Origin of the sequence: Pedobacter sp. N36a, from assembly GCF_014472395.1 — a bacterium.
Lineage (GTDB): Bacteria > Bacteroidota > Bacteroidia > Sphingobacteriales > Sphingobacteriaceae > Pedobacter.
This window is the reverse complement of record NZ_JACSZW010000012.1, coordinates 60,443-84,092: the sequence shown is the minus strand read 5'-3', so window position 1 is coordinate 84,092 and position 23,650 is coordinate 60,443. Positions and strand designations below refer to the sequence as shown.

At 39.2% G+C, this 23,650-nt stretch carries 16 protein-coding genes and 1 pseudogene; 3 read left to right on the top strand and 14 right to left on the bottom strand.

What is annotated here, in order from left to right:
- Positions 1-18: 18 nt before the first annotated feature.
- The 7 genes from H9X96_RS19935 to H9X96_RS19910 form a co-directional block, all read right to left on the bottom strand.
- A complete protein-coding gene (locus H9X96_RS19935; RefSeq protein WP_187667965.1) occupies positions 19-159 on the bottom strand; it encodes a DUF2256 domain-containing protein in 141 nt (46 codons plus the stop codon).
- Positions 159-1,652 carry a cryptochrome/photolyase family protein gene (locus H9X96_RS19930; RefSeq protein ID WP_187667964.1) on the bottom strand — a complete coding sequence of 498 codons (1,494 nt, stop codon included), beginning with the start codon at positions 1,650-1,652 and terminating at the stop codon, positions 159-161. Before H9X96_RS19930 ends, H9X96_RS19935 begins: the two co-directional genes overlap by 1 nt.
- A gap of 6 nt (positions 1,653-1,658) precedes the next feature.
- Complete coding sequence (locus H9X96_RS22715; protein ID WP_370576763.1) at positions 1,659-1,973, bottom strand: FAD-binding domain-containing protein; 315 nt, start codon at positions 1,971-1,973, stop codon at positions 1,659-1,661.
- Positions 1,974-2,945: a deoxyribodipyrimidine photo-lyase gene (locus H9X96_RS19925; RefSeq protein WP_370576762.1), complete on the bottom strand. Its 972-nt coding sequence runs from the start codon at positions 2,943-2,945 to the stop codon at positions 1,974-1,976. It abuts the gene before it with no gap.
- Positions 2,946-2,969: 24 nt separating this feature from the next.
- Positions 2,970-3,257, bottom strand: a complete 288-nt coding sequence (locus tag H9X96_RS19920; protein WP_187667963.1) for a TIGR03643 family protein — start codon at positions 3,255-3,257, stop codon at positions 2,970-2,972.
- A gap of 67 nt (positions 3,258-3,324) precedes the next feature.
- Positions 3,325-4,575, bottom strand: a complete 1,251-nt coding sequence (locus H9X96_RS19915; protein WP_187667962.1) for an FAD-dependent oxidoreductase — start codon at positions 4,573-4,575, stop codon at positions 3,325-3,327.
- 136 nt (positions 4,576-4,711) lie between these two features.
- Positions 4,712-5,431 carry an SDR family NAD(P)-dependent oxidoreductase gene (locus H9X96_RS19910; protein ID WP_255431178.1) on the bottom strand — a complete coding sequence of 240 codons (720 nt, stop codon included), beginning with the start codon at positions 5,429-5,431 and terminating at the stop codon, positions 4,712-4,714.
- A gap of 277 nt (positions 5,432-5,708) precedes the next feature.
- On the opposite strand from H9X96_RS19910, the pseudogene H9X96_RS23150 reads away from it, so the two are divergent.
- A pseudogene (locus tag H9X96_RS23150) lies at positions 5,709-6,735 on the top strand (IS3 family transposase).
- 110 nt (positions 6,736-6,845) lie between these two features.
- On the opposite strand, the gene H9X96_RS19900 reads toward H9X96_RS23150, so the two are convergent.
- The 6 genes from H9X96_RS19900 to H9X96_RS19875 all read right to left on the bottom strand — a co-directional run bounded on the left by H9X96_RS19900 (position 6,846) and on the right by H9X96_RS19875 (position 19,897).
- Entirely contained in the window at positions 6,846-8,432 is a 1,587-nt protein-coding gene (locus H9X96_RS19900) for a family 16 glycosylhydrolase (protein ID WP_187667960.1), read from the bottom strand.
- A 7-nt stretch (positions 8,433-8,439) separates the two neighbouring features.
- On the bottom strand, positions 8,440-9,957 hold the full coding sequence (locus H9X96_RS19895; protein ID WP_187667959.1) for a RagB/SusD family nutrient uptake outer membrane protein: 1,518 nt from the start codon (positions 9,955-9,957) through the stop codon (positions 8,440-8,442).
- A gap of 17 nt (positions 9,958-9,974) precedes the next feature.
- Positions 9,975-13,457: a TonB-dependent receptor gene (locus H9X96_RS19890; protein WP_187667958.1), complete on the bottom strand. Its 3,483-nt coding sequence runs from the start codon at positions 13,455-13,457 to the stop codon at positions 9,975-9,977.
- Positions 13,458-13,683: 226 nt separating this feature from the next.
- Positions 13,684-14,829, bottom strand: coding sequence for a FecR family protein (locus H9X96_RS19885; protein ID WP_255431177.1), 1,146 nt, complete (start codon positions 14,827-14,829; stop codon positions 13,684-13,686).
- A gap of 74 nt (positions 14,830-14,903) precedes the next feature.
- Positions 14,904-15,476 carry an RNA polymerase sigma factor gene (locus H9X96_RS19880; protein ID WP_187667957.1) on the bottom strand — a complete coding sequence of 191 codons (573 nt, stop codon included), beginning with the start codon at positions 15,474-15,476 and terminating at the stop codon, positions 14,904-14,906.
- 305 nt (positions 15,477-15,781) lie between these two features.
- Positions 15,782-19,897 carry a two-component regulator propeller domain-containing protein gene (locus H9X96_RS19875; RefSeq protein ID WP_187667956.1) on the bottom strand — a complete coding sequence of 1,372 codons (4,116 nt, stop codon included), beginning with the start codon at positions 19,895-19,897 and terminating at the stop codon, positions 15,782-15,784.
- 498 nt (positions 19,898-20,395) lie between these two features.
- Between H9X96_RS19875 and H9X96_RS19870 the strand changes: the two genes are divergently transcribed.
- Complete coding sequence (locus H9X96_RS19870) at positions 20,396-20,662, top strand: transposase (protein WP_187667955.1); 267 nt, start codon at positions 20,396-20,398, stop codon at positions 20,660-20,662.
- 342 nt (positions 20,663-21,004) lie between these two features.
- A complete protein-coding gene (locus H9X96_RS19865; protein ID WP_187667954.1) occupies positions 21,005-21,280 on the top strand; it encodes a DDE-type integrase/transposase/recombinase in 276 nt (91 codons plus the stop codon).
- A 118-nt stretch (positions 21,281-21,398) separates the two neighbouring features.
- On the opposite strand, the gene bglX is transcribed toward H9X96_RS19865, so the two are convergent.
- Positions 21,399-23,597, bottom strand: coding sequence for a beta-glucosidase BglX (bglX, locus tag H9X96_RS19860; RefSeq protein ID WP_187667953.1), 2,199 nt, complete (start codon positions 23,595-23,597; stop codon positions 21,399-21,401).
- Between the last annotated feature and the right edge of the window lie 53 nt (positions 23,598-23,650).

Below are 23,650 nucleotides of genomic sequence, written 5' to 3'. Positions count from 1 at the left end.
TATCGGGTTTAATTAGCTCTAATGATTGTTTTTTCTACACTTATCACTACAGTATTTAACATCATCCCAATTCTTCTCCCACTTTTTGCGCCAGGTAAAACACCTATTGCAAACCTTGCAAATCTTAGCTGGTAGGTTTTGTTTTTTCACATTCTTCATCAGGTTGCTTTACTATCCAATTGTTCTAAAAAATTTTCAGCATGGATCAGATGAAGTTCCTGTTTTTCGATCGGCATCTTATCATACATATTTACCAGCATACCTAACCGCGGGTTCTTTAAAAAGAAGCTACGATTTACGTGCATAAACCGCCAAAATAGTCCATCCCATACTGACTGCCATTCCCCCTTTTCATAATCACCCATTTTCATCAAGTAATTACTGCCGCTGATGTAAGGTTTTGTTACCATCATTCCGCCATCGGCAAACTGTGTCATGCCATAAACATTAGGTACCATTACCCAGTCGTAAGCATCTATAAACATTTCCATAAACCACCGGTAGACTTCATCAGGATCAAATTCACACAATTGCATAAAATTGCCCAAAACCATCAACCTTTCTATATGGTGGGAATACCCAGTTTGCAAAATCTTTTTTATAGTGATATCAATAGGAGCAATTCCAGTTTCACCGGTCCAGAAGCTCTGCGGAATTTTTCTCTTAAATTTCCAGCAATTAGTGCTACGCTGTTTACCGCCTTCGCGCTCATAGACCAGGTGAACAAACTCCCGCCAACCCATGATTTGCCGTATAAATCCTTCTAAAGAGTTTAATGGGATATTTTTATTTTTTGCCACTGCTAATGCCTCTTCAATAATTTGACCCGGCTGCAGTAGTCCAATATTCAAAATTGGTGTGAGTACCGAATGATGAAGTATAGATTCATTAGCTACAATAGCATCTTCATAAATACCAAATTTCTCAAAGCGGTTTTTCAAAAAATTATCCAGCCATTTTAAAGCATCCTCAAAGGTAACCACAAACAAACACCGCGTATTTAGCTCACCATAATTATTAGGAAAATGCTTTTTTACATATAATTTTGCTTCGGCGACGTATTTGTTTTCTTTGGGTAGTTCAAATCCAGGTACCCCCTCTTTTTTGGGGAATTTTTTCCGGTTATCTTCATCAAATGACCATTTCCCACCGATTGGCTCCCCATCACTTTCCAGCAGGATATTTCTTTTCTTTCGTTGGCTGATATAAAAATCGGTTTGAAAGTAAGTCTTCCGTTTATTGAAATAATCGGCCGTACTTTGTGTCGTGTTTAAAAAATTCGGGCTATCATAAACATGCAGGGTCACCTCATTCATTATACAAGCACTTTCCATTCTTTGAATCAACCAATTGTCGGCTACTGCTGCAATGTGTATATGCTCAATACTTTGCTGAGCAAGACTGTCCACCAACACCCGGCAATCATTTTCCTTTGTATCTGACTCAATATAGTTAACCGTAAACTCATTCTTCTGAAGCCAGTCTTGATAAAATTTCATACTCGCCCGGTGCAAGACCAATTTTTTCCGGTGAAAGTTATACTGCTTAAAAAAGAGCCATTCCTCCACAAGATAAACCGCACGGTCTTTTTGTAAAGCCGGGTGGTTTTGGAATAACTGGTGGGGAAAAATTAGCGTTACTGAGTTTACCATGATGCGTTAAGATTCAAGCCAAAGCTGCTGAAAAACCAGATCCGGATCGTAAGTTGCTGACTGTTTATCTATATTGAAATAACGATTTGTTCTTGGGTCGTTTCCTACCCCTGCAAGATAAGCCCAATTACCCCAGTTATTACAAACGTCATAATCGATTAATTGCTGTTCAAAATAAGCAGCACCATAACGCCAGTCTAAACACAAATCGTTACAGAAATAGCTGGCTACATTTTGCCTACCTCTGTTGCTCATAAAACCTGTTAGCTTTAGTTCAATCATATTGGCATCTATAAAAGGTACTCCGGTTGTACCATTGATCTAATGATTTAACTTCCTATTAAACTGATCAATATTTGCTGACATTGATTGCAGATTAGCTGACCTTTGAAAATAGCGCTTCGCGTTTTTCTGCATACAAAAGCCAAAATAGTCCCGCCATAACAACTCAAACACCAACCAGTAAGTGGATTCGTTTGCTCGGTATGCTACTTCATATTTTTTTATAGCTTCATAAAGCTCTCTTGCAGAAATACAACCTAAAGCCAGCCAGGCTGAAAACTTAGAAGAATACCTTTCCCCAACCATACCATTTCGTGTCTGTTTATAAGTTGATAAGGCCATGGTTTCATAAAGATAATAGTGTAATCGTTGTTGAGCCTGCTCAGTCCCACCTTTAAACTGTATTGCCGCCCGTGGATCAGCAATAATATCGGTCGAGTTTAACTCATTTAAAACTGCCAAATTCAAGGCGGCAATTGGTGGCGATCGAATCGCTAATGGTTTAGGCAATACTGGTCTAATCGAAACTGTATTTTCTGTACTTTTTCTAAACGCTGTAAATACATCTGGCAGCAGTTCAAATGAAAAAGGCAGATCCTCAGCATGAAAAAGGTTACGGCAATCAAAGGTCGAAAAAGAACAATTGAAGCCAAGCAGTTTATCTGTTACTTTTTTTTGCGTAGCTAACTCTTCAGGTGCAACTTCTTTCTCTGCATAGATTCTTTGAGCGCCATATTCTTTTACGAGTTTGAAGATCTCTTTTTCAGGAGTTCCCTTTAGTAATACCAAGCCCGAGCCGACCTTTCTTAAATCTTGCTCGAGTTGCTGCAAACTTTCCTTTAAAAACTTCAACCGGAAATCACCAGCCTTTTTAAACTTGAATGCTGTTATTTGAAAAAGATGATCGTCCAAACAATAAAATGGGACGACTATATCATTTTCTGCTACCGCATTACACAAACATTCATTGTCACTTAAACGCAAGTTAGTTTTAAACCAAACTAAAGCTATTTTTTTTCAGGCCTCATCGGTGCATTAATTTCTTTTAGAAATTTTATTAGAGCTGATGGCTTTTTGTCTGCTACATTTGAATCTGCAAACTGAATCCTCCTGCATTTTGCTATGTTTTGTGGCTCTCCCCTGCACCCTTTTGCGCCATAATTTGAAGCTTGAAGCCTTTATTTCTCTGCGCATTAAGGCGATCACCTGCTGTTCTCTAATTCCAAATTGGAAAGTAATGGCATCAAATGGAGTTCGATCTTCCCAGGCCATTTCTATAATTCGATCCTTAGCTGCCAAATCAAATATTAAAGTATTCCTCATAAAAAAGCTAAATAAGTTGGTACTATATATTATAAAAATTAGACTTTATTAAATATTTGCAGTTCAATTAACCGGGCTCTGCCGCTTTAATTATAGCTTCGGCCGCGAGTCTGCCACTTTTCAGAGCTGCGTTGATTGAGCCATTCATTAAATAATCTCCGCAAACAAAGCACTGATCATTTAATCTCAGAAGACTAAATCCCAGATGATTAGTCACCTGATCATCACTAGGCAGCGCATAATTGATATGGTAGGTTTTAAGATGCGTCCAGTTGAGCGCATCAGGATACCAAAATTTCATTTCCGATCTTACTCTGTCCTGAAGTTGGGTTTGATTCGCCTGTAAATGATTACCCATAAGAGATACTGATATTAAAGCCTTGCCATTACTGGAATACGCTGGGGATATCTGATCCATCACAGCAATATTATTAACCAATTTTCCGAATAAAGTATTCAAAGCAATCAGCGGCACGTTAAATGGCTTTTTATCAGCTGTAAAATACATATTAGTAACTGAGTGGTATGATTTTACCACGTGCAGCTGAAATGGAGCTGGCATTTGAATAGGATTTGTGGCAATAAGGATATTTTTAGCCTTGTAAACTGATTTTGAAGACGTGATTACACTGCCGCCATCAATAGTTTCTACTTTTTCATTAAAAACCAATTCATCAACAGAAAGACTTTGCGCCAGTTGCAAAGGAATCATTCCCATTCCTTTAGCTGGAATAGCAGCATCTCCTTCGCTGAACATTTTAAAAACAAATTCAAACATGCGGCTTGAAGTGCTCAACTGGTCTTCAAGAAAAATACCCGTCAAAAAAGGCTGAAAGAACTGGCTGATCATCGTTTCGCTAAAGCCCTCTTTTTTCAAATAGTCAATAGTGCTGATCTCCTTCTCAGAAAATATATGTTCCATGGTCTTGCGGCTAAGTTTAAGTTTTAGCCTCAGCATCTTAAATTTATCAGCTAATGTACCTGCAGAAGAAAAAAGAGTGCTCATCAATGCGCCCGGTTGGCGCAGCGGATCTCCAATCCTGGAGATTCCTTTTTTATTTAAAATCAAAGCACCCGGGTCAAACCTGCAAAGCGCTAACGCTTCATAATTTAAAAAGCGTTTTGCTTCTGGATAGGCAGTCAATAACACCTGAAAGCCACGATCAAGAAGAAAACCATTTACTTCGTCAGTCTGTATTCTGCCACCTACAGCGTCAGAAGATTCAATAACGAGCACTGATTTACCCGCTTCCTTTAAAACTTTAGCAGCAGCTAGACCAGCTAACCCCGCACCAATGATAATCACATCTTTTTCCATATTTGATATCAAGAATTTACAGGATTATTTATTTCATGAGGCTCAAACCCTAGCTTGGCATAAGCCTAACGCCCAACAACCATGGTCTTTGCTTTCAGATGATCCACAGTACCATCCTCTCTTAATATTTACCCTATTAACCTGTTTTTAATTTTCCCAATCCGCCATCCACACCAATGACTTGCCCTGTTATCCAATTGCTTTGATCCGAAAGTAAAAAAGCAATCAAACTACTGATATCTTCTGGTTGCCCAACCTTTGATAAAGGGTGTCTTTTCGCAGAGGCTTCACGTTTTTCAGCAGAGTTCAATAGATTTTTAGCCAGTGGCGTATCAGTAAGCGATGGAGCTACCACATTAACCCGTATCTGCTGGGCAGCAAATTCCGCTGCCAACGATAAACCCAGTCCCTCTACAGCTGCTTTTGCTGCAGCAACACTGGCATGGTAAGGCATTCCGGTCCTCGCAGCAACAGAACTAGTCAAAACTATAGATGATGAAGCGGCATTTTTCAAATGTTTAACAGATTGCTGAATAATGCGTACAGCACCCAAAACGTTAATTCTATAGTCGTTTAAGAAATCTTCTTCAGTAAGCCTATTGAAAGGCTTAAGGGTAATGCTACCCACTGAATAAACCAAACCATGTAACTGCTCAGGAAGAAAGTCTGCCATGGCACTTAGATCATCAAGAACGTCCAAACACAAGTGCCTGATACCCTTAGGCCAATCCGAATGCTCAGTTCTGGATATATTATAGACAGTTGCACCATTTAGAGCCAGCGACCTTACCAGCGAAAGCCCAATACCCGAACTTCCACCTACGACTAATATGTTTTTCCCTTCAAAATTCATCATCCTAATTATTTAAAAAAATCTAATGTTACAAATTGAATGCTATTAAAACATCAGCTAATACCTTTAACAAACAGCAATATGAGTACACAAAAGTATTTATTTAGTTTTAAATAATACTATTTTTTTATAAATATAGTATATTTGTATGCTATTTTAATCCAATTAATCATGAACTATCAGCTCATAAAACAAATCATTGGCCTAATTGAAAAGTTTGACACAACTGAAGATTCCAAGTCTTATACAAAGAACCTGATAGGCTTCAAAATCAACGAACATGAAAACTGGAAGAAATGTTAATGAACTATGCCGTGATTTAGGTGTAAGCACAGCCTCCTTTTATAAGTAGCGTCAGCGCTATGGTGGTCTGGAAGTTAATGAATTGAAAAGAATAAAGGAATTGGAAGAGGAAAATGCGCGAATTAAAAAAATGTATGCGAATTTGAGCCTAGTGCATGAAACTTTTAAAGAAGCTGTAGAAAAAAAGTGTTAACCTCTGATGAAAAGCGGGAGTTGGTGGAAGAGATGATCAAGAAAATTAGCCATCTTCAGGCGTGCTCATGTGTGAATCTTCCGCGAAGTAGTTGTTTTTACATACGTAAGAAAAATAATGATAGTGAGGTTATTGATGAATTACAAATCCTCATTTAAAAGCGTGCTTTTATTGGATTTTGGAAATGTTATCACAGATAGAGGCGGAAGGGCTTTCTCTGGAATCATAAAGGGGTGTATAGAGTGTATACTGCTCTGAAATTGAACATAAGGCGTCGAGCTAAAAAGCGACTCCCCCCAGAGTAAAACAAATTTTGTCTACTCCAGAAACTATAAACCAGGTGTGGTCAATCGATTTTATGAGCGACAGTTTATGGGACGTATGAAAATTCCGGGTCTTGAATATAGTAGATGATTATAACAGGGAAATTTTATGTATTGAGCCTGATCTGTCCTTACCCACCCATAGGGTCATAAGAGCATTGGAAGCGCTAGAACAGTATAAAGGTTTACCGAATATGATTAGAGTCGATAACGGACCAGAATTTATCTCTGAGAAACTTGGAGAGTGGTGTAATGAAAAAAAGATTACTCTGGTATTTATTCAGCCAGGTAAACCAACACAAAATGCATATGTGGAGCTATTTAAAGGAAATATGCGCAGGGAATTGTTAAATGCTGATGTATTCAGGACGCTGGATGAAGTAAGGGAGAAGGCCGAAGAATGGATGTATGATTATAATAATCATAGGCCACACAAAGCTTTAGGCTTCAAAACACCTGCAGATTTGTTACTGAAAATTAGCAACTAAATTCTACTTCTGAATGGTCTGATTTTACGGGAAGCTTACAGATACGTTTACAAATAAAAGGGAAGTCGTTGTTTTTAAATCAGCAACTCCCCCTCTAAAAGAGCGAGAAACTACCTTACCTTACTGATTTTAACATCATCCAATATTACAGCTGAAGTACCAGTATTGACAAACTTTATTCTTACGGTCTTCATATGATTAAGGAATTCCGATCCGGTTTTAAACTCTAATCTTTTAATGGAAAAATCATCATTTCCACTAGTTTCTAGGCTGCTCCCTTTGTCCAGATCTCCGGACACTGGAGTGAGATTTTTTGCAGTTACTTTAAGATTGCCTTTCCCCTTCATCCAAAACTCCAGCTGATAGGGCATACTATGATTGAGGTAAACATATTGCTCTATATACTGACCTGGATTTAAAACCAGCGCATAATCCCCATTTCGCTTCACATTGGAAGACAATTTGCCTGTTCCCTCCCAGGGCAATAAATTCTTATTAGCATCAAATCCGGGATTGGGCAGTTCATTCCCTTTCAGTAAAGGCCATTGATATCCCCTAATGTAGTCCACCTCCATATCAACAGATCCCCCAGCGCCGTAACTTCCCAGGAAAACATTCATAAAATGATTTGGCGAATAAATCTTGTGTTTATCTGAGTATTCCTTAATTAAATTCCCGTTAATATAATGTTTGATACTCGTTGGCGTCCAAAGGATGCCATGTGTCACCCATTGATCAATATGATTATAGCTTTCGGCAATATGAGTCGCCAGGTTATGAACGAAGTTTCCATTTTGATCGACCGAACCATGGAGTACAAATTGCGCATTCAGCATTTCAAACACATCAATTTCAAAAACTTGTCCTGCAGGTCTGATCCCCGAAACCCCCTCCAATGTGGTTCCTTGTTGGAGATAATATTTCAGATCTGGGCCTGGTGAATCCATCCAAAAGGCCGTATTTACCCCTTGCGGCTTCCCGGAACTGCTTCTTTTAACCCGTACTTCAAAATAACCACCCCGACTATTGTCCAGGAAGTTCTCATTTGTTCGCCAGTCATAAGTTTGAATCGATGAGATCTTTCTTCCACTAGCTGGATAAAAACTTTTAACAGGTAGGGAATCATTGGTAAACAAATGAATGCTATGGCCATTGAAACTCATTGCGGGCTGAGGCAGGCTATCTTGCCGCATTAGCAACAGATTGTCCTTCTTTAGAAAATCAATGTTGGAATAATAGTTTGTGGACCATTTATTCCTGTTCAGCAACTCATCATTGAACTCATCATTCCAGAACAAGGCCATCCCTTCAGGGACAGCTGCGGAACTTGCCGGACTGAGTAGTTTCAACTCATCGGGATCGAGCGACCAGTTTCTTGACGTGATCACAGTCCCGGTAACAGGCTTGCTTACACCTGAAGCATTAAATGACTCCACCCAGATATAGTATTTCGTCTGTTCTTTCAATTGCTGAATAAAAAACCGCCGTACATCAGGCCCCACAACTGCAAGTGGAAGCCCAGGTTTTTTGTTCAGAGTAGCACAGTAGATTTTGTATCCCAGCTCATCGCCGACCTTATCTATCCATCCCACCCGGATCCACCTCCTTGTTCCTAACAATTTCAATTCAGTAGGAACAGCAGGAGGCTGCGCACAGGCCCCTGCTGTTAAAAATAATAAAAGAAATAAAAACCTCATCCTTAACCTAATTGTATCCATTATTTTGTTTAATTACTCCATTGCTCTGATTCACCACCGATCTTGGCAAAGGATACAAGACTTTGAATGACTCTGCTGTGGCAGAACCATCGGCAGCAGCACGCTGAGTGTACATGTTCCACCTGATCAGGTCATCTCTTCTCCAGCCTTCAGCCCATAGCTCAAATAAGCGCTCGTCCTGAATTTTAGCAAGGAACTGACCTTTACTCAGCCCTGGGGCCAGTTTTCCAAGACCGGCTCTGTTTCTTACTGTAAACACATCATTATAAGCTTCGTCGTTGGGCCCGCCATTGGCCTCATTAATACTCTCTGCTAGCATCAGCAATACATCAGCATACCTATAAATCGGAAAATCAACCCCACTGTTTTGTGCATTTGCTTTTGAAGGATCTGGTGCAAATTTCATCGGAACCGCCCCCAGATCTCCCGCAACCCTTGCATCTTTGTAAATTACACTACCATTAGCATCTTTTCCTACCGGATATTTACTTAACAATACTTTAAGTCGCTTATCCCCCTTATCGAATTTATCGTAGCTCTTCCAAGGCATTTTATAGCCACCCCAAGCGGTCAGGTTAATCCCTGAAGGATCAAGATAATCAGCTGGCAGTGCATGGGCGAGCCACATATTTGTATACTGATCTCCACTGGTTGGTGTACATACGACCGCTAAAATAATCTCTGTGGATGCCCCACCTTTATTGGCAATGCTAAAATTGTCCTCATAGTTGGACTGAAGGGAATAGCCCATCGCTTTGATCTGCCTACCAATTGCTACAGCCTCCTGCCATTTTTTCTCATGCATGTATAATTTCATCAGGCCAGTTAATACCGCTGCTTTTGAAAAACGCCCATAATCACTCCCTGAAAACTTATCTGGCAACACGGCAGCCGCTTCCAAATCATCTTTTTCAATCTGTGCAAACATATCCGCAGCACTGGGTCTAGACACAAAAGGTGCATTAGGATCTGCAGCTACCTTAGGATCAGTTACAATAGTAACCGGACCATATGCGAAATAAAGCAGCTGCGCATAATGTGCCCTCAATGCTTTCAATTCTCCAATGTATCGCTTTTTTAAAGTTTCGTCCATGGAAAGGTTCTGAATGTCCTCGATGGTAATCGTGATTCTAGAAATATAGGGTAAATACCGTCCATAATTGTGTGTAATCCAATCAAAATCTGGATTATAATTCAAGTTACGAAGATTTGCCCAGTCACCTCCCCATGCACAAACTCCCTCATCGGTTGACATCATCGACTGTGTCCGCCAGGCATAAGTCCCAGCTGTCCAGCCACCCTGCCAATCCGTTCCACCAGCCAAACCCGTATAGGCAGCACTAGTCGCTGCACCAGCCCCTTCAGGGGTTTTAACGACAGTTGATAAATCCCCATAACTCACATAATCAAGGCTTTTTTTACAGGCACCAAAGAAAAGTATAGTGCTGAATAAAAAGGCAGCAAGCAGTAACTTTGGCAGTTTTTTATATTGATAACTTTTCATGACTTTTTCTTTAATTATTAAAATGATGCGTTAATTCCCAGAACATAGCTTTTTACCAGCGGATAAAAATTATCAGTATCCAGCTCCGGATCAAGTCCAGGATAATTGGTAATGGTAAAGGGATTCTGAACATCGAACGAGATCCTAAACCTGGAGAATACATGCTGTTTTGCCAATAATTTGTTCGGGAGCGAATAACCCAGAGTGATGTTCCTACAGCGTAGAAATGTAGCATCTACCAACCAATAATCCGATCCATTCTGGTATCCACTATAGGTAGCATCATATAATGAGGTAGGAAAATTCCCTGAAGTATTCTGGAAGGTCCAACGGTTAGCAGAAATTGGCATTGCATTAAAACCAAAAGAATCCATTGTCTTTTCGGTAGCCCTGCCATTTAAATAAGGCGACCATTTCTTTTGTTTGATACCCGACATAAAGATATTCAGGTCAAAATTTTTGTAACTGAACCTGTTTCCGATTCCAAAATTAAATTCCGGATCCTGGTTCCCAATGTACTGCAAATCAGCAGCAGTAATTTTTCCATCTGGCCCTACCAGGTTGCTGGAAGCATCATAACCATGTATATCCTTAATGATTACACCGCCTGGAAGCATGCCAGGCATTTGGCCAGGAGCTGTACCAAATTGCCCGGTAAAAAGACCATCAGAAAGATAACCTTTAAAAGGCAGAAAAAGTGCAGCTGTACCTGATACGGGTTCATATTTCTCCAGAACTTTTAAGGCTGGATCAGAACGTTTCACCCAATAGTTCAAATAGTGTGAGAAAGTAAGATTTGTGGACCAGGTAAAGCCATCTGCTGATGAAGGAACGAGGTTTTTGGTCTGTAAACTGATGTCATACCCTCTGGAACGGGTTTTGCCGGCATTATCAAAAACACCGTCAATGATGAAACCCGCAGGATATGGGACAAATGAGATCAGGTTCCTGATGGTTTTATTATAATAGTCGAAAGATCCAGTAACCCTGTCGCTGAACAAGCCATAATCCAGACCGATGTTAAATTCTCCGGCAGTCTCCCAGGTCAGATTCGGATTTGCTGCTCGGCTCAGCACCAGACCTGAACTCACTGTATTAGATCCAAAGTAAGCACTTTGAGCGGTTCCATATAGCGCAAAGGCAGCCCCCTTAAAGGCACTATTACCTGTTTCTCCGTATCCCGCTCTCAATTTCAGGAAAGAAATAGGTTTAACAGACTTGATAAAAGCTTCATCAGACAAAACCCATCCAGCTGAAACCGAGGGAAAGTATCCCCATTTTTTATTTTCAGCAAATAAGGAAGAACCGTCACGTCTGAGCGAGGCCTGAAGGGTAATATTACCGTTATAAGTATAAATTGCCCTGGCAAAATAAGAGGCCCAGGTCGTCTGACTTTTAGCAGATCCTACTGAAGGCTTGGCTGACTGGCCAGCGCCCAATGAATAGTACAAGGACACATCAGACAGAAAATTCTGGTTCCCAGCATTGAACCCTTCCCAGTCCGATTGCTGGAAGGTATATCCTGCTACTGCATTTAAATGATGTTTTTCTGAGAAGTTCTTGTTATAAGACAAGGTATATTCAAATAGTTTGGATTGAGCATCTGACTCTGAAATGCTTGCAGAACCATTAGCCTGGCTACCATACAAAAAGGTTTTTGGAAAATAAGATGATCTCTTAGAGTACGACTGATCATAGCTAAAATTTGCTTTTGCCTTTAAGCCCTCCAAAATCGTCCATTCTCCATAGGCGGTGCTCAGCAAACGGTTCGCCTTTGTTTTATCAGTAACAGTTGCGTAGGATAAGGGATTAGGGATCGTAGGGTAATATGGACTTAGTGGATAACCCCCATCTGGATCTCTAAGAGATACCGATGGCGCCCAGTAGATCGCCGCAGTTACAATACCCCCATTTTCATTGGCACCCCCTGTAATGGTATTATTCGCATCAGAGTTGGAAGCAATGATATTTGCTCCGATCTTGATCTTGTCAGATACGATCTGGTCTATATTCAACCTACCATTGTACCGCTTGTAATCTGTTCCAATAATCACACCTTTCTGGTCAAAGTAATTACCTGAAGCAAAATAAGAGGTTTTACCGTTCCCTCCGGAAAGAGAAAGATTATGTTGTTGTGTATATCCGCTACGCGTAATCGCATCAGTAGCAGCTTGGTTAGTTGAAGCAGCACCATCTATCTGCCCCTGAGTAAACACGGGTACGTAAGGATTTACTGATCCGGGATTAACAGCACCATAATAAGGTGCTATATTGTTGTCCTTGTACCATTTTTCCTCACGAAGGAGATTGCGCTGAATCATATAGTCCTTTGCACCGAAAACAGGGTACATTTTGTCTGGTTTCTGGATTCCATAAGAACCTGTATATTCAATAGTCGATTTGCCTTCAGTGCCTCTTTTGGTGGTAATGAGGACTACACCTGCTCCTGCCCTGGCTCCATAAATAGAAGCCGCACTTGCATCCTTTAAGAATTGAATGGATTCAATATCATTTGGATTGATAAAGTTAAGGGGAGATTTATCTACTCCGCCATATTTATACCTGGATTCACCTACAGTCCCGCCCAAAGAAGGTTCTCCCGCTGCATCATTGATTGGTACTCCGTCAATTACATATAATACACCTGCATCTGCAAAAGAAGGGTTACTCCTGATCTGTATTTTAACACCTGCACCTGGCTGTCCGGTGGATTGGATCACCTGAACACCTGAAGCTTTACCTTGCAGTGTTTGCTGGAAACTAGAAGCCACCCCGAGATCAAGGTCCTTCGCTTTAACCTGTACAATTGCTCCGGTAACATCTCTTTGTTTTACAGCTCCATAACCGATAACCACTATCTCCCCGAGTGCATTACTGCTTTGCTCCAGGGTCACCTGAATCGATGGCTGTCCATCGTAAATAATTTCCTGAGATTGAAAGCCCACATAAGTTAGCACCACTATATCTCCCTTATTCAAGTTCAATTGGAACTTACCATCTCCATCAGTAACTGTACCTTTTTGTGTGTTCTTAACCTTCACACTTACTCCTGGAATTGGCATCCTAGATTGGTCAGTAACACGACCACCCACATCAACTGATTTAAATATGGCAGTCAGTTCTGAAATCAGGACTCTTGGCTTCATTTTTATCACCACTACCCGATCTTTTACTTCATATCCTAACGGCTGTCCCTCAAATATCGCCTTCAAGGCTTCTTCCATTGAGACATTATTCAATTGAACGTCGACTGGTTTTGCCGACTTAAGGTTGTCCTTGATGTAGAAAAAGTCATAGCTACTTTGCTCTCGGATCTTTTCGATCACCTTTTTCAAAGAAGCATTTTTTTCGGACAATGTAATTCTTTGGGCAAGGCCCGAAGCGGAGACTTGCATAAGGATTGCAAATAGTAAAACCGTGGTGATTCGCATAACGAATAAGATTTTCGACAGCAAGGCAGGCTTAAGCCCTACTGTCTTGTGAAAAGCATTTAATTTCATACTTTTGTTCTGTTTGGGTTAACACTAGATTCTAATAGATTTTTTCCAGGATGAAAATCCGGATAAGGGTGACCCTGACAATTGGCGTGGAAGTGGTCGAGCACTTTCACGTTTTGTTTATACGGCCCCCTTCTGCATTTTGTTAATGCGGATGTCGTAGTTTTCTTTTCATATCATATTTGGTTAATGGTTTAGGTTGTTAATTTCTCTTTATTTAGCCTAGATTTCAGGCTTTACTGACGTATATTTTCCGGCCTTCAATTTTAAACTTCAACAAACCGGTACTTTGCATGATATCTAATATTTTTGAGACATTCTGGAACCTTGACATAGTGCCCTCCATCGTGCTTAAGGGAATCTCTCCTTGATAAATAACCTCTACGTCATACCACCTGGCTACTTTCCGCATGATCTGGTATACATTTTCATTGGTAAATTCAAAATAACCTTTCTTCCAGGCAATAGCATCATTGACATCCACAACCGCTACTGTTGCAGATCCAGCTTTATAAATAGCAGATTGTTGACCAGGAGCAAGCCTGATATCTTTTTGCCCCGACTGATCCTTATTCAGATGTACAAGTACAGCGCCCTCGAGTAAGGTCGTTTTTATTGCTTCTTCATCACTATAAGAGTTCACGTTGAAGTGTGTACCCAATACCTCAACCTCTTGTTGTAGGGTTTTTACAATAAAGGGAAATGCTCTATTTTTAGCCACTTCCAGGTAAGCTTCACCGCTCAGTTCCACTTTTCTGTTTGCTAAACCTGAAAAAGTTGTCGGATATTTAAGGCTGGAAGCTGCATTCAGCCAAACCTTTGTGCCATCAGGTAATATGACTTGATACTGTCCGCCTCTAGGGGTTTCAATGGTATTGTATATCGGATTTTTACCTGCAGGACTAGCATCATACACACTGTAAACCAATTGTCCATCAGCTGTTTTTTTAATACTGATACCTGACTGCCTAGCCAGCTCTCCATCTTTAGCATCTGTAATACTGATCTTTTTACCATTTGCCAGCGTAAGTACGGCCTTGTTTGCACCAGGAGAAACATCTTGCAAATGAGCAATAGTGTTAACAGTCGGGTGCTCAGAACGGAAAAAACAATAAAACAGCCCTGCAACCATTAAAATTGCGGCGACTGAACCGATACGTTTCCATAATTGATATTTCGGCTGTTGATATTTTAGCGGCAAACCACTGGCGATATGAGCCAGGTTATGATTCAGATCCTCATCGCTGATTTCAGACATACTGCTTACAGCTTGCTGTAAATACCAGCTTTCCAGTATCGCCTTTTCCTGAGCATCCAATAGCCCATTCTTATATTTTTCTAAAAGCTCGGTGATTTGCTGTTCATCCATAATCATCTAAAGGCTGGTTACCCGTTTATAACTTTAAGACGGGAAACCTGCTGAAAGGTATTAGACGAAAACAAAAAAAATCACAAAAATGGAAAAAGTGAAAGGTAGGAATTGATCTTTAACTTGAGGATCTTCACCGCGTTGTAAGTTTGCTGCTTTACTGTTTTATCGGAAATATTCAATTGTAGTCCAATCTCTTTACAGGACAGTTCTCCTTCCCTACTTAATTCAAAAACTTTTCGCATTTTTGGAGGAAGTGAAGCGATTTCACGTTCAATAATTCGGGAAAGTTCATTCCCACGGATCTGGTCATCAGTAATATAATCTCCTTGCTCGACAAAAACTTTGATGGAATCCAGATATTTGGAAGCTACCTTTTGATGGCTAATCAGGTCAAATATCTTGTTACGCACCGCACTGTAGAGATAAGAAGATAGTGAAGTTCTGAAATTAAGGTCTGTCCTTTTTTGCCAAAGTGTGAGAAACAGATCCTGAATAATGTCATTGGCCTCTTCCTGATCGTTCAACAAACGAAAAGCATGTTTGTAAAGCAAACCTTTATACCTTTCGAAGATTTCGGTATAGGCATACTGATTTCCTTCCTTCAGCAAATTCGCTAATTCAAAATCGTTAAATGCGCTATAATCAGTCATTAATTGATATCCCTATGTTAAAGTTATCAAAATATTCAGGCAATAATATAGAACTAAATGAAATAAATCAAAAAGAACTATTTCTATTACACTTTGAACAATCATTTTTGCAGCGTCTCTAACATCTATCAGGTCTGTAACCTCTTGTATTAATTTCCCAAGCCCCAAAAGATTTGCACTTACGTTGCAATATGCATTTTTCCATGAAAGAATATAGTATGGCACTTCTTTGGGCGCTGTAATGGGCATTGAAAAGTACTTGACTTACCGATTTTGGACTTAAGTTATAAATTATGATAATAAGCCTAGTTACATTTTTTTAAATAAGCTGTCGGAAGCATTCCGAATTGTTTTGAAAAACACTTTGTAAAATATGACGGTGATCCGAAACCGACTAGATACCCTATTTCTGTAACCCGGTATTTACCTTCCATAACTAATTTATATGCTTCTTTAAGCCTTGTAACTTTGATAAAATCGTTTGGTGTCATTCCGGTAATGGCTTTAACCTTGGAAAATAGTGATGTACGGCTCATGGCTAATTCTGAAGCCAATTTTTCGATTGAAAATCCAGAATCATCAAGATTTTCATTGATAATAGCCAAACATCTCTCAATAAATTCTTCGTCCATTTTATTATGTGCCGTAATCTTTGCTTCTGAATTAGGAACAGATGCATATCTCTTCTTTAATTCTTCACGCTTGTCAAGTAGGTTCTTTAATTGTGCCTTAAGCTGAAAAGGAGAGAAAGGCTTTTCTACATACGCATCTGTTCCAATTTCCAGCCCTTGTAACTTGGTTTCAATATCGTGTTTAGCAGAAAGTAGAACGATAGGGATATGGGATATTTCGATTTTAACTCTGATCTGGCGGCACAGTTCGAGCCCATCCATATTTTCCATCATAATATCGCTGACAATAAGATCTACAGTATCCTTACAAAGAATCTCTAATGCTCTAGAACCACTTATTGCCGTAATAACGAGATATTCTTCTGCCAAAATTTTGCTAAGAAAGTCCAAGACTTCAACATTATCATCCACGACGAGCACCGTCTTTTTGTCGCTGTCGATAATAATTTGACTTGCCTCAACAGTAAGATCCTCATTATTGAAAGCATTTTCTAATAATAATGTCTGTAGATCCGAAGGTTGGACAGTATCATTGATATGGTTCCATTGATCTTTTCTCGTAGGAATTTTCACAGAAAAATTTGTCCCTGGCTTTTCTTCCTCCCGATCCAGAACCGCGATCTCACCACCTAGCATTTCGATCAAACTTTTCGTCAGATGTAAACCTACTCCTACCCCACTATTAAACATACTTTTATTCTCATTAACCTGATAAAAGGCCTTAAAAATATTTTCCCGTTCTGAATGTCCGATACCCTTACCATCATCCTCGATGGAAACGGTGGCCCAGCCATTTGCCTCCGACATGGATATCTTCACCTTCTCACGCGCAAATTTCAATGCATTAGAGATCAAATTGCTCACTATTTTAATAAGCGCCTCCTTGTCCGAATATAAATGCAAATGTTCTGTAACTGTACAAATCTCAATCTCGATATGGCTCTGCTCAGCGGCAATCTTAAACATAGACCTCACTTCATCTAATAGCTGATTCAGATCGATAAAAGAATACGTAAGCCGATAATTGCCTGTGTCTACCTTTCTAAAATCAAGCAACTGAGTGATTAACGAATACAAGCGTCTATAATTGAGCTGAACAATAGACAGATACTCGCCATAATTATCATTGATTTCCTTAGATTTGGAAATATACTCTATGGGACCAATAATCAAACTTAATGGTGTCCTAATTTCATGGGCAATGTTTGTAAAAAATTCGAGTTTAGAATCATATATCTGCCTTTGTGCATCCAACTCAACTTTCCTAATACTCTCACTATGTATCATTTCAGATCTATTCAACAAATATCTAATTAGAAATACAACAAAGGCTATTAACAAAATCACATATATAATTACAGCAGATTTAGATTTTAGAAAATGAGGATTAACTTTTATGTCAAACTGAAGATCTTTATCTCCCCATATATTATCGCTATTGGTACTCTTTAACAAAAGCTTATAGTTACCAGCAGGAAGGTTTGTAAGTGTAATTGAATTTGCCCCGCTATTAACTTCATGCCATTCCTCGTCAAATCCTTCAATTTTATATTTGTATAAGGTTTGTGATGGATCTACATAACTTAGAGAAGCAAACTCGACAGAAATAGTAGACTGGTTATAACTAAGATCTAATGACCTAATCAGCTCTATAGGTTTATCGATTGGAGATTCTGAAGATTGTGGTGTGACCACTCTATTATTTATGGACAGACTAGTAAGAATTACAGGTGGAACATGCTTATTATCAACCAGCTTGCTCGGTGAAAATAGGCAAAAGCCATTTGCCGTCCCGAAAATCAGCCTTCCTGTGCTGGACAAACAGAAAGCTTGTGGGGTAAATTGTTCATTAAACAGGCCATTCGATTTTGTAAACAATTTCAAATTTTTCCCATCAGCATCCATACGTGCTAAGCCCTTATTCGTTGCTAACCAAAAGATATCACCATCTGGAACGATAGAAGATATGACCTGATTTGGAAGATTTAACTGTTCATACCTGATAAAACTATCATTCTTTTTGTCATATCTGCAAAGCCCATAACCATCTGAACCGATCCATAAATTCCCTTTAGCATCACAAGCTAAAGATGCAAGTGAATTTCGAATCAAACTTGATTTATTGTTTGGATCAAACTCATACTTTCTAAACGTTTTATTCTTAAGGTTATATTTATATAGTCCTTTGTTCTTTGTAGCCATCCAAATATTATTTTCCAAATCCTCGGTAAAGGCTATCACTAGATATTTCAGGTCTAAGCGAACAAAATTATCCTGTTCACGATTGTAATAACAGACTCCGCTCCCTGTACCGATATAGATTCGCCCGTTACTGCTTTTGAATAGGGAGAATACTCGAGATGAGGGAATGGAATTGAGGTCATTGGGATCATGAAGATAGGATTTTACCGATTTAGTACCTAGATCGATTACTTCCAAACCTCTTTCATAAGTTGCAGCAAAAAGCTTGTTGCCTTCTTGCAATAAGTCATGAATACAATAATAGGTAGAATGAATATCGTTTGCTGAACGAAAAGGGGTGATCCTTCCGGTTTTTGGATTAAAAGAATGTATTCCATTATCGTCAGTCCCGATAAAAAACTGCCCATTTTCTGTTTCCAAAACGGCATTAACAACCTTTCCTAAACCAAGCGAATTTTTCAGTTCATAATGTTTAAAGTTATTCTGCGATGGCGGTAAATATTCCAATCCATCGAAATAGGATCCGAGCCATAAACCTCCCTCGCGGTCTTTGAATACTTCATAAATAAATTTGCTTTTTGAGAAAGAAAAATCTGAATTGTCTGCCAAAGAATATTGAAGATTTCCTTCAATAGAATCATATATACTCACACCATTATCAGAAGTTACCATGATTTTTCCGGGTTTTAACTCTCGCATTCCCTGAATATGGTATAACATATTGTTCTCTCCTGAGGGAGGAAAATGTAAAAATGTCGAACTAGATTTATCAAATCTGTCTATGCCGTGCTGAAATGTACCGATCCATAAGTAACCATAGCTGTCTTCAAAAATATTTTGAATAGAATTATCGGACAGACTTGCTGGAGAGGCGTTTCTCACAAAATGACTAAAAGTATTGTTCTTTTTTGAATATCGGCTTAACCCTTGGCTATAGGTTCCAATCCAAATATTTCCTTCACTATCTTCACATAGTGCAGTAATCCGGTCTTCCGCAACCTTGCTATTATTTCTGTCACTTTGCGTATAACGGCTAAGTTTCTTTTCCTTCGACGAATATCGAAATAAACCATCTGTCAATGTTCCGATCCAAATATCCCCTGATTTGTCTTGGATAATTCTCGTTGTACGCCCACTGATTGATTCTCCTTTTGCTGTCTTTATAACAAGCTTTTGAAATGTGTCCGAGTGTGGATCATAGATATCAACTCCGTTATCAAGCGCAATCCACAGCTTTTGGTCCGAGGCTATAAGCAGATCCATCACACTATTGCTAGAAATACAATTGGAGGACTTACTGTCATATCGAAAACTTCTAAATCTAGTCCCGTCAAATCTATTGAGCCCACCATTGGTACCGATCCATATAAAGCCGATTGAATCTTGTATAATGCTATATACCCTATTGGACGATAAACCTTGATCCATGGTATAATTTCGCTTGTTAACTTGGCTTTGCGACTGACCTAAAACATTTGAAAAAAAAAATGTAAATATTAAAACTACAAGCGGAAAAACAATCTTTAAATATTTCATTATATTATTCTCTAATTTAAACATTGCAATTTTTGATCTTTTAAATCTCATTAGTAGCTTCTATTGTTTAACATCCATACACATTTCAAATTTAATACCGCTAAAACTTCCTTAAATCTCTTGGAGATTAGCTTCATTATATCCGACAATAACAAATTTAAAATTGTATAATTTTGGGTCTACAATTGGTTTTCTTATGTTTCAACTAATTATTATAATACACTGCGTATTATACAATAATCGGCAATTTAGGAACCCTCCACTAACAAAATTGTTCAAAAAAATCATAATCCCGTACAAAATATCGGTTAACCCCATCAATATTCATAAAATTAAAATAGATGGAATGGAATTGTAGAAAAATTATTTTGAACAATCCTAATATATTTTTGTACGATTGTACTAAACCCTTATTATCTACTTTGATACATTGCTGAAATAAAATCTATTTTGAAAACACAATTTTATGTTATGCAGATGTAACCCTGTAACCCTCCCAAAAAATCGGACTGTATAAAAGGCGAAAATTCGTAACTTTAAAACAGGAAGATGAAAAAGTCAGTAATCAGTGAAAGCCAGATCTTGGCAGCAATCAAGGAACAAGAGTCCGGTAAGAAGGTGGCAGATATCTGCCGTGATTTGGGCATACACCAAGCGACATTCTATAACTGGAAGAAAAAGTATTCTGGAATGGATAATCAGGAACTCCGGCGTTTGAAGGAGCTAGAGGAAGAAAATCGCAGGCTTAGGCATATGTATGCTGAATTGGCCCTGGATAATAAGATTCTGAAAGACGTTCTTTCAAAAAAGTTCTAAAGCCCTGCCAGCGTAAGAACATGGTTGCCTATGTGGTAGAACATCACCAGATTAGCATTAGCAGGGCTTGTCGTGTAGCTTCGCTACCTAAATCCATGTATTATTATAAATCTAGAAAGGATGATTCGGAAACGATTACAACTTCAGGAATTAGGGGGGATCTATCCAACCGAAGGTCAAGATTTATATTATGGAAGAATTCGAACGCAGGGATATCAATGGAATTATAAGCGTGTAAGACGTGTCTATTTACTTCTGGGACTGAATCGTAGAAGGAAAGGACGTAAACGTTTACCGGAGCGTGTGAAAAATCCACTGCAGCGACCATAAGCTCCATTGGAGATGTGGTCCATCGACTTTATGAGTGATGTACTGACTAACGGTAGAAAATTCAGGACGTTAAATGTGATAGATGATTATAACCGGGAAGCCATTGCTATTGAAGTTGCCCTTTCAATTCCTGCAATGCGGGTAATTGGACTACTAGACCGGATAATTCGAGAGCAAGGAAAGCCAAAAAGCATCCGGACTGACAATGGTCCCGAATTTATAAGTAATGAATTTACTACATGGTGTAAAGGGAATGATATTGAAATCCGATATACTCAACCAGCATAGAGTCAGCTCCGCGGGAACTGACTCTATGCTGAGGGATGAAAAATAATATATAAATTTAAATTCTCGCCTCCTAAACCGGTTCGAAAAAAGGGAGGGTTACAGGTCATTCTACCTCTACTTATTTTAAGTTAAATTTTTTCATACTTAGGTTTTCACTATCTCCGCCCACCATAACCGTAAAATCACCCTTTTCTACTATGTAATTAATATTGTTATCGTAAAAACCAAGTTGATTATCAGTTATATCAAATACAACTGTCTGTGTGTTGCCTTTTTTCAAGTTTATTTTTTGGAATCCCTTAAGTTCTTTTATCGGTCGTGTAACCGAGGCTACCTCATCACGGATATATAGCTGCACAACTTCCTCACCATCATATTGGCCTGTATTTGTGACATCAACCGATATTTTGGCATGAGTCCCTTTATTGAGGTTGTCCGATATTACTTTTAAGTTCGAATATTTAAAAGTTGTATAGCTTAAACCGTAACCAAATGGATAAGCAGGTTCAACCGGAGAGTCGATATATTTTGCGGACCAGTCTCCTGGATAAGGGCGTCCAGTACTTTTATATTGATAGTTGATCGGAATTTGGCCCATATTGCGCGGGAAAGTCATTGGCAATTTACCTGATGGGTTATAATCTCCCCACAGCACATTGCAAATTGCCGGGCCAGCTTCACTTCCCAACCACCATGTCAGTAAAATATTAGATGCTTTATCTCTCACTTCGTTAAATATGACCGGACGACCACACATCAACAATACGACAACAGGTTTTCCCGTTTTCACTAACTTAGATACAAGTTCTTGCTGCTGGAGAGCAATTGAAATATCTGTTTTAGAACGCATTTCACCGGACTCACTTGCTCTTTCTCCTATAGCTACCACCACAACATCCGACTTTTCTATCGCTAAAAGTGTACTATCGTAATTTACAATTTGATTACTTTCCAAATCGTAACCTTGCGCATAATTTACCTGTACTCCTCGGTTTTTCATGGCATCATATAACGTAATCACATTATTTACATTCGCAGTAGACCAGGCACCACACATATCTTTCTTTGACTTCGCCAAAGGGCCGATAAGTGCTACACTTTTTAAATTTTTAGAGAATGGAAGTATGTTTTCTTGCTTTTTTAAGAGTACAATAGATCGTTCAGAAAGTGATCGAGCTACTTCACGGGATTTTGCCGACTCCACGAACTCTTTTTCGCGATTTTCATCACAATAGCGGAACGGATCTTCAAATAATCCAAGTTCGTACTTCTTATTTAAGATTCGACGGACAGCATCATCAACTACATTTATTGAGACCTTCTTTTCTTTTACAAGGTCCACCAGGTTTTCTATATAACAATTTGAAACCATCTCCATATCCAAGCCCGCCATTATCGCAATATTAGCTGCTTCTTTTTTATTTCCAGCAACCCGATGATTTATCAATTCTCCAACGGATCCCCAATCTGACACAATGAATCCGTTAAAGTTCCATTTTTCTTTTAGTAAACTCCTCAATAAAAAATTATTGGCAGTTGAGGGGATATTGTTAAAGTCATTAAAAGCACTCATAAATGTTGCTGCACCAGCCTCAGCTGCAGCTTTATAGGGTGGCATATAGAAATTCGCGAAATGCCCCATTGACATGTCTACACTGTTATAATCTTTTCCGGCTATCGGTGCACCGTAACCTGCAAAGTGTTTGACACAAGCCATAATGGTATTTGTACTTGCCAGATCATCTCCCTGTAATCCTTTCACACGCGCCACCGCAACCTGAGAACCATAAAACGGATCCTCACCCGCTCCCTCCATAACCCTGCCCCATCTCGCATCCCATCCAACGTCGACCATAGGCGCAAATGTCCAATTCAATCCCGATGCAGCGGCTTCAGTACCAGTCCACCGAGCTCCTTTTTGGATTTCTTGCTGATCAAAACTCGAAGCTTCGGCCAAAGGAATTGGAAAGCCGGTACGAAATCCGTGAATAACATCCATTCCAAAAATAAGCGGTATTTTCAATCTGGATTGCATTGCTGCCTCTTGGTATTTTCTAATATTTTTAACTCCGCTCACATTCAGAACTGATCCGACTTTTCCTTCTGCAATTGCTTTTAAACTCCCTAAATTATTCCCATCCGGTCCAGTAGCGAAACTTCCCGCAACTTGCCAGAGCTGCCCGGCTTTCTCTTCAAGCGTCATTCTTTTTATTAAATTGGAAATATAGCCATTCTTTAAACTTTTTTCACTCATCTTTTGGGCAACTGCTCCCAACGACATAAGTATCATCCACACGAGGAGTAATAATTTTCTCATTATTCTATCTTTTATATATAATTTTTAAACGCATTAAGACCTATCATCTATTT

Excerpts from the sequence above, each read along its gene's own strand:
- H9X96_RS19895 (WP_187667959.1), bottom strand. The coding sequence starts at position 9,957 with ATGAAAAGTTATCAATATAAAAAACTGCCAAAGTTACTGCTTGCTGCC.
- H9X96_RS19865 (WP_187667954.1), top strand. The coding sequence starts at position 21,005 with ATGTGGTCCATCGACTTTATGAGTGATGTACTGACTAACGGTAGAAAA.
- H9X96_RS19935 (WP_187667965.1), bottom strand. The coding sequence starts at position 159 with ATGAAGAATGTGAAAAAACAAAACCTACCAGCTAAGATTTGCAAGGTT.
- H9X96_RS19930 (WP_187667964.1), bottom strand. The coding sequence starts at position 1,652 with ATGGTAAACTCAGTAACGCTAATTTTTCCCCACCAGTTATTCCAAAAC.
- H9X96_RS19880 (WP_187667957.1), bottom strand. The coding sequence starts at position 15,476 with ATGACTGATTATAGCGCATTTAACGATTTTGAATTAGCGAATTTGCTG.
- H9X96_RS19870 (WP_187667955.1), top strand. The coding sequence starts at position 20,396 with ATGAAAAAGTCAGTAATCAGTGAAAGCCAGATCTTGGCAGCAATCAAG.
- H9X96_RS19900 (WP_187667960.1), bottom strand. The coding sequence starts at position 8,432 with ATGAGGTTTTTATTTCTTTTATTATTTTTAACAGCAGGGGCCTGTGCG.
- H9X96_RS19890 (WP_187667958.1), bottom strand. The coding sequence starts at position 13,457 with ATGAAATTAAATGCTTTTCACAAGACAGTAGGGCTTAAGCCTGCCTTG.
- H9X96_RS19885 (WP_255431177.1), bottom strand. The coding sequence starts at position 14,829 with ATGATTATGGATGAACAGCAAATCACCGAGCTTTTAGAAAAATATAAG.
- bglX (WP_187667953.1), bottom strand. The coding sequence starts at position 23,597 with ATGAGAAAATTATTACTCCTCGTGTGGATGATACTTATGTCGTTGGGA.
- H9X96_RS19910 (WP_255431178.1), bottom strand. The coding sequence starts at position 5,431 with ATGATGAATTTTGAAGGGAAAAACATATTAGTCGTAGGTGGAAGTTCG.
- H9X96_RS19915 (WP_187667962.1), bottom strand. The coding sequence starts at position 4,575 with ATGGAAAAAGATGTGATTATCATTGGTGCGGGGTTAGCTGGTCTAGCT.
- H9X96_RS19875 (WP_187667956.1), bottom strand. The coding sequence starts at position 19,897 with ATGAGATTTAAAAGATCAAAAATTGCAATGTTTAAATTAGAGAATAAT.
- H9X96_RS19920 (WP_187667963.1), bottom strand. The coding sequence starts at position 3,257 with ATGAGGAATACTTTAATATTTGATTTGGCAGCTAAGGATCGAATTATA.